Below are 12,435 nucleotides of genomic sequence, written 5' to 3'. Positions count from 1 at the left end.
CGGGGACGCGGCATACCCAGGCGCGCCATCTGGCACCTGAAATTGTATCGTCACCCCGACCTTGAGCCGGGGTCTCGCTTCCTTTCTCGCCGGTCGAAGAAGCGGGACCCCGGGTCAAGCCCCGGGGTGACGGTGAGCTTGCGGGTCGGACGTTACAGCTTGACGACGTTCGCCGCGATGCGGGCCGGTTCCTCGCCGTACAGCGTCGCCATCGGCTCGTCGGCAGCGACCACCGTCTCGTCCGAGCCGAAGCCGTTGAACGCGGTCCGCATCGCCGCGCCATAGGCGCCGAGCATCCCGATCTCGAGATAGTCGCCCGCCGCCACGTCCGCCGGCAACAGGAACGGCCCCGCCATATGGTCGAGGTCGTCGCACGTCGGCCCGTAGAAGCTGAACGCCACCAGCCTGGCGCGGCTTTCCTCGCCCCGCAGCAGCGTCACGGGAAAGCGCCAGCCGATGTGCGCCGCATCGAACAGCGCACCATACGCACCGTCATTGATGTAAAGCTCGTCCCCGCGCCGCTTCTCGACGCGCACCACGACCGAGCTGTACTCGGCGCACAGCGCGCGGCCCGGCTCGCACCACAGCTCGGACGAATAGGATACGGGCAGACTCTCGAACGCACGGCCGATCGTCTCGAAGTAGAGGTCGAGCGGCGGCGGCTCCATGCCGGGGTAGGTCGACGGGAAGCCGCCGCCCACATCCACAACGTCGACGGTGACGGCCGCTTCCACGATCGCCGCCCGCACGCGCTCCATCGCCTCGGCATAGGCCTGCGGGCTCATCGCCTGCGATCCGACGTGGAAGCAGATGCCGAGCGCGTCGGACGCCTGGCGCGCGGCCATCAGCAACGCCCTGGCCTCGCCCGGCGCGCAGCCGAACTTGGACGCGAGGCTGAGCTTAGCATGTTCGGACGACACGCGGAGCCGGACGCAGAGCGTCAGATCCTCGGCCGCACCCGATTCACTAGCAGTCGCGCGGACGATCTTCTCCAGCTCTTCCAGGCTGTCGAGGCTGAACACACGGACGCCATGGACGCGATACGCTTCCCCGATCGCCTCCTCCGCCTTCACGGGATGCATGAAGCACAAGGTCGCCCCCGGCAGCGTACGCGCGACCAGCCGCACCTCGGCGATTGAGGCCACGTCGTAATGCGTGATCCCGCTGTCCCAAAGCACATGCAGCAGCTCGGGCGACGGGTTCGCCTTCACCGCATACATCGAGCGTCCCGGGAACTTCTCCGCGAAGTACCGGGCCGCCCGCGCCGCGGCGTGGGGGCGTACCAGCGTGACCGGCAGAACCGGACGCTGGATGGCGATGTCGATGCCGCTCTCCACCCGGGGTTCGGGCGGAATGGCGATCGAGAGGGGCGCTAACCCCAACGCGCTAGGATGCTGGTGCAAATCAAGGGACCTCCAAGTGGCTCTCGCCGATCGTCAAAAAGCTGCCTTGCGGTTGGAAGTCCCATGGGGCAGCAAGTGCGGGAGATAGGGTCGCCCGCCCCCCCTGTAAAGCGGCGTTTTGCCCCCGGAGTGTGACCTGTGACGATCGTGCGACAACCCACCCGCGCCGGGGTCCGCGACGCGGCCGCCAAGATCGCGATCATCCTGCCGCCGACGCCGCTTTTCACGAGCGAGATCAATGGCGTGACGGTCGCGTTCAAGGCGGAATCGCTCCAGCCGGTCGGCGCGTTCAAGATCCGCGGCGCGTGGCACCGGCTGACCGCGCTCGACGATGCGGCGCGCCGGCGCGGCGTGGTCGCGTTCTCGAGCGGCAACCACGCGCAGGGCGTCGCCTGGGCGGCGAAGCGGCTGGGCATCCCCGCGACGATCGTGATGCCCGCCGACGCACCGCGTGCAAAGCTGGACGGCACGCTCGCGCTCGGCGCCGAGGTGGTGCGCTACGACCGGGCGACCGAGTCGCGCGAGGCGATCGCCGCCCGGCTGGCGGAGGCGCGGGGGGCCACGCTGGTGCCGAGCTTCGACGATCCCTGGGTGATCGAGGGGCAGGGCTCGACGGGGATCGAGGCGGCCCGGCAGATGGCGGCGGCGGGGCTGGACGCGCCCGCCCATGTCGTCGTGCCGTGCGGCGGCGGCGGATTGGCGGCCGGTATCGCGCTGGGGCTGGGCGACGCGCGGGTGACGGTGGTCGAGCCCGAGGGCTGGGACGACATGCGCCGCAGCCTTGAGGCCGGCTGGATCGAGCCGGTGGGCGACGCGCCGCCGCCGACCGCGTGCGACTCGCTGCAGACGATGCGGGTGTCGCCGCTGACGTTCGACGTGTTGTCGCGCCGGGGCGTCGAGGGCGTGGCGGTGAGCGAGGCGGAGACGGCGGCGGCGCAGCGCTGGGCGGCGGAGCGGCTGCGGCTGGTGGTGGAACCGGGCGGCGCGGTGGCGCTGGCGGCGGTGCTTGCCGGCCGGGTGCGCGCGGAGGCGGGGATGCTGGTGATCCTGTCGGGCGGGAACGTGGACCGGGCGGCGTATGCGCGGGTGCTGGCGGGGTGAGGGGAGTGCGCATTCTCCATCTCTCCCCCTCTCGTCACCCCGGCCTTGAGCCGGGGCCCCGCTTCCCTGGTCGGTGGAGAAGCGGGGCCCCGGGTCAAGCCCGGGGTGACGAGAAGTAATGGACACCCTCGCTCCCGCGCTCGCGATGCTTGCCACCTTCGCGCTCGCCGTCGTCGGCGCGCGGCTGGTGTGGCTCGGCACCGACCGACGCAAGGGCGTGCTGATGCTGGTGATGGCGGCCGTGCTGCTGGGCAATGTGGTGGTGTGGACGTTATGAGCGCCGGAGCGGTTCCAGGACGCAGGCCTCCCGATGAGCTAGTTGGCGTCCGCTTCAGAACGCGTCCCGAAAACCTGCAACAGGCGCTCGCATCTTTTGCCGCGGCCGGCTTCGAGCCGATCTTTATCGACTATACGTCCGAGCTTGGCCCGAGCATTTGGTTCGGGAAAACGAGTGAGGAGGCGCTGGCCCGCTTGATTTCGGCATTCCGGCAGGAATGGTCAGCAATCCACGCGATCCTCGTTGGCGATCGTTTGCCATTCACGACCCGCCATGAGGACTAGCAACCGCCGCGGCGAAGCCGCGTCGTCAGACGGCGCTTGAGCGCCGCTGGCCGGGCTGGCCAAGCTGCACGGATTAGCTGGCGCTAATCCGACGCGGTCTGCCTCACCGTATCGGCGAGTCAGGCGCTAGCCGCATGTCCAAGTACTTATCGACCGACCCCATCAACTGCGGCATCTCGTGCTCGAAGAAGTGGTTGGCCTTCGGGATCGTGTCGTGATGGATGGTGATGTGCTTCTGCGTGCGCAGCTTGTCGACCAGCTTCTGCGTCGCGGCAGGCGTCACCACCTCGTCGTTGGCGCCCTGGATGATGATGCCGCTCGCCGGGCAGGGCGCGAGGAAGGTGAAGTCGAACATGTTGGCGGGCGGCGCGATCGAGATGAAGCCGCGGATCTCCGGCCGGCGCATCAGCAACTGCATCCCGATCCACGCGCCGAAGCCGAAGCCCGCGACCCAGGTCGTCTGCGCCTCGGGGTGGAAGCTCTGCACCCAGTCGAGCGCGCTGGCCGCGTCGGACAGTTCGCCGACGCCGTTGTCGAACACGCCCTGGCTCTTGCCGACGCCGCGGAAGTTGAAGCGCAATGTCGCAAAACCGCGGCGCTGGAACGTCTTGTAGAGCTCCTGCACGATGCGGTTGTTCATCGTGCCGCCCGACGAGGGATGCGGGTGGAGGATCATCGCGACCGGCGCGCGCGGGCGCGGAGCGGGGGCGAAGCGCCCCTCCAGGCGACCTTCGGGGCCGGGGAAGATGACTTCGGGCATGGGGGGTCGCCGATCGTGTGAGGGCGCGGGTGGAGCGCGCGGGATGGCGCGCTATATAGGCGGAGCGCTCCCCCGCGCAATTGGAACGCTGGCGTGACCAATCGTCTCTACCTTGACCATGCCGCCACGACGCCGATGATGGCCGCCGCGCGCTCGGCGGTGGCGGAGGGCATGACGCGCTGGGCCAACCCCTCGTCGCCGCATGCGGAGGGCCGCGCGGCGCGGGCGGCGCTGGAGGCGGCGCGGGCGGCGATCGGGGCGGCTTATGGCTGGCGCGGTGACGTGATCCTGACGAGCGGCGCGAGCGAATCGCTGGCGATCGCGCTCGGTCGGACGGGAGCGAGCCGCCGGCTGGTGAGCGCGGTGGAGCATGACGCGGTGCTGCGGGCGGCGCCGGGGGCGGAGGTGTTGGGGGTCACGACCCAGGGCCTTCTACCCCCCTCTTCCGTTCATGCTGAGCTTGTCGAAGCACCTGCCCCTGGATCATGTCCTTCGACAGGCTCAGGACGAACGGAGGAGGGAACCGATTTTCTGACTGGACGGGAGGGTTGCGCTCTCGTCTGCGTTCAGTGGGCGAACAGCGAGACCGGTGTCCGCCAGCCCATCGCCGCCATCGCCGACGCCGTCCACGCGGCGGGCGCGCTGCTGCTGGTCGACGCGGCGCAGATGCCCGCGGGGGCGGACCCGAACGTCGCCGCTCACGCCGACTTCGTCGCCCTGTCCGCGCACAAGCGCGGTGGCCCGCCCGGCGTCGGCGCGCTGCTGGTGCGCGATCTGGCGACGCTCAGCGCGACCGGCGGGCAGGAGCGCGGCTATCGTCCGGGGACGGAGAACCTGCCCGGCGCACTCGGTTATGCCGCCGCGCTCGCCGAGCCCGAGCCGCTGGAGGGCTGGGCGGCGCTCCGCGCGCGGCTCGACGATGCGTTGACGCGGTCGGGCGGGCTGGTGGTGGCGGGCGGCAGCCCCCGACATCCCGCGATCGGATCGTACCGGATGCCGGGCGTCGCGCAGGCCGCCCAGCTGATCCGCTTCGACCTCGCCGGCATCGCGGTATCGGCGGGCAGCGCCTGTTCGTCGGGCAGCCTCAAGCCCAGCCATGTCCTGTCCGCGATGGGCTGGAGCGAGGGGGCCGCGCGCGAGGTGGTGCGGATCAGCTTCGGCCGCGACACGGGCGAGGCCGACGTCGACCGCGCGATCGCCGCGTGGCGCGACATCGCTCGCGCCGCGCGGCGGATCGCCGCATGACCTACCTCGACTATCAGGCGACGACCCCGCTCGCGCCCGAGGCGCTCGACGCCATGCTGCCGTGGCTGCGCGCCGATCAGCCTTGGAGCCACGCCAACCCGCACTCGGCGCACCGCGAGGGCCGGCGCGCGAAGGCGGCGGTCGAGGTCGCGCGCGAGCAGGTGGCGGCGTTGCTGCCGCCGGGCGGCCGGTTGGTGTTCACCAGCGGTGCGACCGAGGCGCTCAACTGGGCGATCAAGGGCAGCACCGGTCGGGTCGTGACTGTGGCGACCGAACATGCGGCGGTGCTGGACACGGTGGCATCAGAGGCGCGGCGCGGGCGGGCGGTCTCGATCCTGCCGGTCGGAAGCAACGGACTGGTCGACCATCGTCACCAGGCCGACGGGGAGGGAAGGACCGGCCTCGTCGCGGCGATGCTGGTGAACAACGAGATCGGCGTCGTCCAGCCGGTCGCCGCGTTGGCGGAGGCGGCGCATGGCGTCGGCGCGCTGTTCCTGTGCGACGCGGTCCAGGGCTATGGCCGCGTGCCGATCCCGCCGACCGTCGACCTCGTCGCCGTATCGGCCCACAAGATATTCGGGCCTAAGGGCGTCGGCGTGCTTTGGATCAGGCACGGTGTCGCGCTTGAGCCGCTGGTCCACGGTGGCGATCAGGAGGGCGGCCGATCGGGCACCCTCTCCCCGGCATTATGCGCCGGGTTCGGCGCGGCGGCGGGGCTGATGGCGGCGCAGGCCGACTCGGACGCCGTCCACGTCGAGCGGCTGTGGCGGTCGGCGCGCGACACTCTTGGCCCGGACTGGATCGTCAACGGCTCGGACGAGCAGCGCTATCACGGCAACCTCAACGTCCGGCTGCCCGGTCTCGACGTCGCCCGCCTCATGAGCGACCTGCGCGATCTCGCCTTTTCCGCCGGCTCCGCCTGCGCCAGCGGATCGGGGCGGCCGAGCCATGTGCTGCGCGCGATCGGGCTGACCGACGCGGAGGCGCGATCGTCGATCCGGCTTGGCTTCGGGCGCTACACAACGCAGTACGAGCTGGTGGAGGCGATCGGGCGGATCGATGCGGCGGCACGCGCGCAGCGGCGCGTGGCGGCATGAGGCTGTCGTTCGTCAGGCCCGACGGCAGCGTGGTTCCTGCGGAGGGTCGTGTGGGAGAGCGGCTGCTCGACGCCGCCCAGCGCGCCGGCCTGCCGCTGGAGGGGACGTGCAACGGCTTCATGGCGTGCGGTACCTGCCACGTGATGCTGCCCGAGGGCACGCCGGTCCCCCCGCCGACGGGCGAGGAGGAGGACATGGTCGACCTGCTGCCGGATGCCACCCGCCGCAGCCGGCTGTCGTGCCAGATCGTGCTGGATGCGGGGCTGGGCGGCGTGGTCGTGACGGTACCGGCGGCGTGACCTCGACATGACGCTAGGCTGCACGACGGGTTCAGGAACGCGTCAGCGGCCCTGTCTCATCTAGGGGTCAGCCCGGATGGTCCGGGCGATCAGAGGAGCTTTCCCATGAAGATCGCCATCATCGCCGCCGGCCTCGCGCTCGCAGGCGGGCTCGGCGCCGCTGCGCCGGCCGAGGCGCAGTATAACGGCGGCTACGGCCACGACGCCGGCCATAACGGCGGCGGCTACCATGGCGGCGGCTATCACGGCGGCGGCTATGTGCGCGGCGGGTACGGCCATGGCGGCTATGGATACCGTCATTACGGCTATCGCGGCTATGGCCCGCGCTACGGCTACCATCACCGGCGGGTGATCTGCACCTATCACCACGGCTTCCGCCGCTGCTTCCGGCCTTACTGATCCCGTCTTCGATCGATCCAACCATTAGCTCAAAGGAACCTGTAATGAAGATCCTGTCCCTCGCCATTGCCGGCCTCTTCGCGCTGACGGCGCTCGCCCCGATCGCCGCGTCCGCGCAGACCCGCGTCGTCGAGACCCGCACCGTCACCCGCACCCACACGGGCCCGGCGTTCCGGCATCCCAGCCGGACCGTTTGCCACGTCGAGCGCCACGGCCCGCGCCACGTCCGTGTCTGCCGCACGGTGACCTACTGAGGCATGCGGCCCGGGATGGTCCACCGTCCCGGGCTTGACCCGCGCCGCCCGGCTCCGGCATAGAGTGATCGGGAGTCGGGCGGACGTGGTCGTCGCCAACCCGGTCAGGTCCGGAAGGAAGCAGCCGCAACGATTTCGCCGCGGGTCGTCCGGCTCTCACCCAGAAAAGACCAAGCCCTGCGCAGCAAGCTGCCCGGACTTGGTCTTTTCTGTGCGGCTAGCAGCGTTACAGCGCCGACCGACCGCGCAGCTTGCTGCGACGCCCGTTATTCCTTCGCGCTGACCAACGCCTTCGACACGCCGCGCTCCGCCGCCTATATCGGCCTTGGATGTCCGATTTCCTCGCCCTCGACGAACCACCCCAGCCGGCGAAGCCGGAGACGATGACGCTCGCCAAGCCCGAGGCGTATCGCGTCCTCGCGCGCAAGTATCGGCCGCAGACCTTTTCGCAGCTGATCGGCCAGGATGCGATGGTCACCACATTGGGCAACGCGATCAGGCGTGGCCGGCTGGCGCACGCGTTCCTGCTCACCGGCGTGCGCGGCGTCGGCAAAACCAGCACCGCGCGGCTGGTGGCCAAGGCGCTCAACTGCATCGGCCCGGACGGGCAGGGCGGGCCGACGATCGACCCGTGCGGGATGTGCGAGCCGTGCCGCGCGATCGCGGAGGGGCGGCATATCGACGTGATCGAGATCGACGCCGCCAGCCACAACGGCGTCGACGACATCCGCGAGATCACCGACGCCACGCGCTACGCCGCCGTATCGGCGCGCTTCAAGATCTACATCGTGGACGAGGTCCACATGCTGTCCAAGCCCGCGTTCAACGCGCTGCTGAAGACGCTGGAGGAGCCGCCCGCGCATGTGAAGTTCCTGCTGGCGACGACGGAGGTGAACAAGGTGCCGGTGACGGTGCTGTCGCGCTGTCAGCGGTTCGACCTGCGCCGCATCCCCGCCGACAAGCTCGCCGCGCATTTCGCCGACGTGTGCGCGAAGGAAGGCGCAGCCGCCGAGCCCGAGGCGCTGGCGCTGATCGCACGGGCGGCGGAAGGATCGGCGCGCGACGGGCTGTCAATCCTCGACCAGGCGATCGCGCATGCAGGCATCGAAGGCGGGGCTGTCACGGCGGATGCAGTGCGCGACATGCTGGGCCTGTCCGATCGCGGTGCGGTGCGCGAGTTGATGGCGCGGCTGCTGGCGGGCGACACGGTCCCGGCGCTGGCGGCGCTGCGTCGGCAATATGATCTGGGCGTCGATCCGCTCGCGGTGCTGCGCGCGCTGCTGGAGCTGGTGCATGGCGTGACGCTCGCCAAGGTCGGAACGCCCGCCGATCTCGCGCAGCCGGCGGAGGAGCGCGCGGCGCTGGTCGAGTGGTCGGGCGCGCTATCGTTCGCGCAGCTCCACCGGCTGTGGCAGTTGTTCCTCAAGGGCCATGACGAGGTCGCGCGCGCGGCGATGCCGATCGAGGCGGCGGAGATGGCGCTGCTGCGGGCGATCCATGCCTCGTCGTTGCCCGATCCGGGCGAGCTGGCGAAGGCGTTCGCAAACGGTGGCGTGCCTGCGACCGCTCCCGTGGCAGCCCCCGTCCAGGCAACGCCGCCGGTTCCAGCGCCCACCCCGGTAGCGGCCGCATCCAAGGCGCCCGACTACCCCGCCGACTTCGCCGCGCTGGTGGCGGCGTTGGAGGCCGGCGGATCGCTGGGCCTCGCGATCCGGCTGAAGGGCGCGAGCGTCGTGCGCTACGAGCCGCCCGAGCTGGTGATGAGCGGCGCGCGGCCGATGTCGGCGGACACGCTTGCGGAGCTGAATGCCGCGCTCAAGACGCTGTCGGGCCGCGCGTGGAAGCTGTCGTTCGCCGATCAGCCCGGTGCGCCGACGCTGAAGGAACAGGAGGACGCCGGCCGCGACGCGGAACGACAGGCGGTGCTGGACAGTCCCCTCGTCAAGGCGGCATTGGCGGCGTTCCCCGACGCCGAACTCGAAGGCTGGAGCCCGAAAAGGAGCATATCGTGAAGAACCTCGACGAGATCATGGCCATGGCGCAGAACGTCCAGGCCGAACTGGAGAAGGCGCAGGCGAACCTCGACACGATCGAGGTCGAGGGCGCGGCCGGTGGCGGGCTGGTGAAGGTGAAAGCGTCGGCCAAGGGACGCATCGTCTCGGTCGACATCGACCCCTCGCTGCTGCAGCCGTCGGAGAAGCAGATGGTGGAGGACCTCGTCGTCGCCGCGTTCAACGACGCGCGCGCGAAGGCGGACGCGGTGTCGAGCCAGGAGATGGGCAAGATGACCAGCGGCCTGGCGCTGCCGCCGGGATTCCAGCTGCCGTTCTGAGCGCCGGTTCCGATGACCCGACTTTCGTCACCCCGGTCTTGAGCCGGGGTCCGCTACTCCGGCCGTGAGAAGAAGCGGGACCCCGGGTCAAGCCCGGGGTGACGAAGGGGCCTACCGCAGGCACGCGTCCAGCCCGTTGCCGCGCACCACGCCCACATAGCGCGCCAGCACATTGCCGTGGCGGCGCACGAAGCCGTGCGGGTCCACCGCCGCGCGTTTCTTGGGCAGCGGGAGGATCGCGGCGATCCGCGCGGCCTCGGTCGGCGACAATCGTCCGGCGCCATGCCCGAAATAGCGTTCCGACGCCGCCTGCACGCCATAGGTGCCGATACCCGTCTCGGCGAGGTTGAGGTACACCTCCATGATCCGCCGCTTGCCCCAGATCGCCTCGATCAGCACGGTGAACCAGGCCTCCAGCCCCTTGCGAACATAGCCGCCGCCCTGGAACAGGAACGCGTTCTTCGCGGTCTGCTGGCTGATCGTGGAGCCGCCGCGGATGCGACCGCCATGCGCATTCCGCTCCGCCGCCTTCTCGATCGCGCGGATGTCAAAACCGTGGTGCAGGCAGAAGCGCGCGTCCTCCCCCGCGATCGCCGCGCGGGCCATGTTGGGATCGATGCTGTCGAGCGATGCCCAATCCTTGGTGACTGACCGGCCCGCCAGACGATCGCGCAGCATGGTGAAGGTATAGGGCGGCGGCACGACGCGGTAGATGGCGACCCACACGACGCTGACGACGACGAAGCCGAGCAACAGCTTGCAGACGAGGCGGAGCAGCCGGCCGATCATCGCGCGATGCTAGCGCACGGCGGCGGTGGTGGCCAACAGCGTTCGCGCGGCGGCGACGCCGGTCTCGTAGGCGCCATGCGCGGTGGAGAAGTCCGCGCGCGAACAGGCCTCGCCCGCGAAGAACAGCCGTCCGTCGACCGGCTCCGCCAGCACCGCGCGCTGCCCCGCCGCGCCGACGCGCGCGTGGCTGTAGCTGCCGCCGATCAGCGGATCGGCCCGCCAGCGTGTCCGCGCGAGCGGGCTGAAGCGCCAGTCGCGGCCGAGCAACCCCTCCAGCTCGCCGACCGCGAACGCCGCCGCTCCCGCGTCGCTCTCGCGCTCCAGCATCTCCGCGCAGTCGCCGCCCACGAACACCTCGACCAGCGGTGCGCCGAAGGGCGACAGGCGATAGCTGGCGGTGCAGGCGCTGTGCGGGTCGCCGATCAGGTGCGCGTTGGGCGGGAAGGCGGGGCCGTCGACGGCGAGGAATATCTTGTCAGCGAGACCAAGCGGCAACGCATCGGCGGCGGCCTGCTTGTGGGCGAGCGGCGGATCGAAGGCCACATCGCCGCGTGCCAGCACCGAGGTCGGCAGCGCGACGACGACGGCATCGGTCTCGATCGTGCCAGCGTCCGTCTCCACCCGGATCGTGCGTCCGCGATGGTCGATGCGTCGTACGCACGTGTTAAGGCGCACCGGCAGAACTGCGGCATGGCGCGTCACGAGCGTGCCATAGCCTTCGACCACCGCCCAATTGTCGTCGGTCGACGCATCCTCATAGGCCGCCCAGTCATGCAGCGACACGTCGGCAAGCCGCGCGCCGTTCGCATAGCCGGAGATCGCGTCGAGCAACGGCCGCCAAGACCCCGGCGCGACCGCGTCGGCGAGCGGCCGGTCGGGGCCGAGAAGCAGCCGGTGCGCTTCTGCGTCCATCGCGTCCGATGCCGCGCCGAATGCCTTCTGGTCGGCGGCGGAGAAGCCCAGGCCACGCCATTGCTCGCCCCATCCCGGGGGCGTACGATCTACCGTCAGGCTATGTGCCTGCGCCAGCCCGGTCCACGGGTTGCGCTGCGCCGAGTGGAGCCAGCCGCAGCCGCAATCCATCGCGATCGATCGGCCGTGCACGTCCAGCGTCACCGTATGCGCCCGGCCGCCAAGCCGATCCTTCGCCTCCAGCAGCAACACGTCGCGACCCGCGTCGTGCAACATGCGAGCCGCGGCGATGCCGGCCGCGCCGCCGCCGATCACGACGACGTCGCGGCCGCTTCCCGTCATCAGCGCGTCAAGCGGCGAGCAGGCGCTTCTCGCCGGCGATCCGCATCATCGCCTTCTGCAGCTTCTCGAACGCGCGCACCTCGATCTGGCGGACCCGCTCGCGCGACACGCCATAGACCTGGCTCAGCTCCTCCAGCGTCTTGGGGTCGTCGGTCAGCCGCCGCTCGGTCAGGATGTGCTTCTCTCTGTCGTTAAGGTCGTCCATCGCGTTGACGAGCATGCCGTGGCGGACGTCGGCTTCCTGCGTCTCGGCGACCGTCTGGTCCTGGAGCGGCGCGCTGTCCTGGAGCCAGTCCTGCCACTGGCCCTCGCCGTCCTCGTTCATCGAGACGTTGAGGCTGGTGTCGCCGCCCATCGCCATGCGGCGGTTCATCGAGACGACGTCGTTCTCGGTCACGCCGAGATCGGTCGCGATCTTCGCCACATTCTCCGGAGACAAGTCGCCGTCCTCGAACGCGTCGAGCTTGGACTTCATGCGGCGCAGGTTGAAGAACAATTTCTTCTGCGCCGCCGTCGTGCCCATCTTCACCAGCGACCATGACCGCAGGATATACTCCTGGATCGACGCCCTGATCCACCACATAGCATAAGTGGCGAGGCGGAAGCCGCGATCGGGCTCGAACTTCTTCACGCCCTGCATCAGGCCGATGTTGCCTTCGGAGATCAACTCGGACGTCGGCAGGCCATAACCGCGGTAGCCCATCGCGATCTTCGCCACGAGCCGGAGGTGCGAGGTGACGAGCTGCGCCGCCGCATCCGTGTCGCCATGTTCCTGGAACCGCTTGGCGAGCATGAACTCCTGCTCGGGCTGGAGCAGCGGGAACTTGCGGATCTCGGAAAGATAGCGGTTGAGCCCGGCCTCGCTGCCGAGCGTCGGGATCGTCGCGGGGACGTTGCTCTTGGCCATGATCGGAAGACTCCCTTTTCCTGCCGCCGCGCCG

At 70.1% G+C, this 12,435-nt stretch carries 15 protein-coding genes and 1 other RNA gene; 11 read left to right on the top strand and 5 right to left on the bottom strand.

Features of this window, described 5'->3' with window-relative positions; genetic code table 11:
- Positions 1-152 precede the first annotated feature (152 nt).
- On the bottom strand, positions 153-1,403 hold the full coding sequence (locus ACFE65_RS09735; RefSeq protein WP_375382166.1) for a type III PLP-dependent enzyme: 1,251 nt from the start codon (positions 1,401-1,403) through the stop codon (positions 153-155).
- Positions 1,404-1,541: 138 nt separating this feature from the next.
- On the opposite strand from ACFE65_RS09735, the gene ACFE65_RS09730 reads away from it, so the two are divergent.
- From ACFE65_RS09730 to ACFE65_RS09720, 3 genes are all read left to right on the top strand, one after another.
- On the top strand, positions 1,542-2,504 hold the full coding sequence (locus ACFE65_RS09730; protein ID WP_375382165.1) for a threonine/serine dehydratase: 963 nt from the start codon (positions 1,542-1,544) through the stop codon (positions 2,502-2,504).
- A 118-nt stretch (positions 2,505-2,622) separates the two neighbouring features.
- Positions 2,623-2,781 carry a hypothetical protein gene (locus tag ACFE65_RS09725; protein ID WP_375382164.1) on the top strand — a complete coding sequence of 53 codons (159 nt, stop codon included), beginning with the start codon at positions 2,623-2,625 and terminating at the stop codon, positions 2,779-2,781.
- Positions 2,778-3,065: a hypothetical protein gene (locus tag ACFE65_RS09720; protein WP_375382163.1), complete on the top strand. Its 288-nt coding sequence runs from the start codon at positions 2,778-2,780 to the stop codon at positions 3,063-3,065. The genes ACFE65_RS09725 and ACFE65_RS09720 overlap by 4 nt, the downstream gene beginning before the upstream one ends.
- Before the next feature lie 103 nt (positions 3,066-3,168).
- Here the strand turns inward: ACFE65_RS09720 and ACFE65_RS09715 are convergent, their stop codons facing one another.
- Positions 3,169-3,825, bottom strand: a complete 657-nt coding sequence (locus ACFE65_RS09715; protein ID WP_375382162.1) for an alpha/beta hydrolase — start codon at positions 3,823-3,825, stop codon at positions 3,169-3,171.
- Between the two features lie 93 nt (positions 3,826-3,918).
- Here ACFE65_RS09715 and ACFE65_RS09710 point away from each other — a divergent pair, with 93 nt between their 5' ends.
- The 8 genes from ACFE65_RS09710 to ACFE65_RS09675 all read left to right on the top strand — a co-directional run bounded on the left by ACFE65_RS09710 (position 3,919) and on the right by ACFE65_RS09675 (position 9,451).
- Positions 3,919-5,070, top strand: coding sequence for an aminotransferase class V-fold PLP-dependent enzyme (locus ACFE65_RS09710; RefSeq protein ID WP_375382161.1), 1,152 nt, complete (start codon positions 3,919-3,921; stop codon positions 5,068-5,070).
- A complete protein-coding gene (locus ACFE65_RS09705; RefSeq protein WP_375382160.1) occupies positions 5,067-6,167 on the top strand; it encodes a cysteine desulfurase family protein in 1,101 nt (366 codons plus the stop codon). Before ACFE65_RS09710 ends, ACFE65_RS09705 begins: the two co-directional genes overlap by 4 nt.
- Positions 6,164-6,466, top strand: coding sequence for a 2Fe-2S iron-sulfur cluster-binding protein (locus ACFE65_RS09700; protein ID WP_375382159.1), 303 nt, complete (start codon positions 6,164-6,166; stop codon positions 6,464-6,466). The genes ACFE65_RS09705 and ACFE65_RS09700 overlap by 4 nt, the downstream gene beginning before the upstream one ends.
- 105 nt (positions 6,467-6,571) lie before the next feature.
- A complete protein-coding gene (locus ACFE65_RS09695; RefSeq protein ID WP_375382158.1) occupies positions 6,572-6,865 on the top strand; it encodes a hypothetical protein in 294 nt (97 codons plus the stop codon).
- Positions 6,866-6,909: 44 nt separating this feature from the next.
- Positions 6,910-7,119 carry a hypothetical protein gene (locus ACFE65_RS09690; protein ID WP_375382157.1) on the top strand — a complete coding sequence of 70 codons (210 nt, stop codon included), beginning with the start codon at positions 6,910-6,912 and terminating at the stop codon, positions 7,117-7,119.
- A gap of 67 nt (positions 7,120-7,186) precedes the next feature.
- Positions 7,187-7,283: signal recognition particle sRNA small type (gene ffs / locus ACFE65_RS09685), an RNA gene on the top strand.
- A 165-nt stretch (positions 7,284-7,448) separates the two neighbouring features.
- Complete coding sequence (locus tag ACFE65_RS09680) at positions 7,449-9,131, top strand: DNA polymerase III subunit gamma/tau (protein WP_375382156.1); 1,683 nt, start codon at positions 7,449-7,451, stop codon at positions 9,129-9,131.
- Positions 9,128-9,451 carry a YbaB/EbfC family nucleoid-associated protein gene (locus ACFE65_RS09675; protein WP_375382155.1) on the top strand — a complete coding sequence of 108 codons (324 nt, stop codon included), beginning with the start codon at positions 9,128-9,130 and terminating at the stop codon, positions 9,449-9,451. The genes ACFE65_RS09680 and ACFE65_RS09675 overlap by 4 nt, the downstream gene beginning before the upstream one ends.
- A gap of 111 nt (positions 9,452-9,562) precedes the next feature.
- On the opposite strand, the gene mtgA is transcribed toward ACFE65_RS09675, so the two are convergent.
- From mtgA to rpoH, 3 genes are read right to left on the bottom strand one after another with little or no spacing between them, the layout of a single operon-like run.
- A complete protein-coding gene (mtgA, locus tag ACFE65_RS09670; RefSeq protein ID WP_375382154.1) occupies positions 9,563-10,240 on the bottom strand; it encodes a monofunctional biosynthetic peptidoglycan transglycosylase in 678 nt (225 codons plus the stop codon).
- A 9-nt stretch (positions 10,241-10,249) separates the two neighbouring features.
- On the bottom strand, positions 10,250-11,494 hold the full coding sequence (locus ACFE65_RS09665) for a flavin monoamine oxidase family protein (protein WP_375382153.1): 1,245 nt from the start codon (positions 11,492-11,494) through the stop codon (positions 10,250-10,252).
- Positions 11,495-11,501: 7 nt separating this feature from the next.
- On the bottom strand, positions 11,502-12,404 hold the full coding sequence (gene rpoH, locus ACFE65_RS09660) for an RNA polymerase sigma factor RpoH (protein WP_375382202.1): 903 nt from the start codon (positions 12,402-12,404) through the stop codon (positions 11,502-11,504).
- Positions 12,405-12,435 lie beyond the last annotated feature (31 nt).

The organism is uncultured Sphingomonas sp. (genome assembly GCF_964237335.1).
GTDB lineage: Bacteria > Pseudomonadota > Alphaproteobacteria > Sphingomonadales > Sphingomonadaceae > Sphingomonas.
Note: the sequence above shows the minus strand (reverse complement) of the source record. Positions and strands in the feature narration are given on the sequence as shown.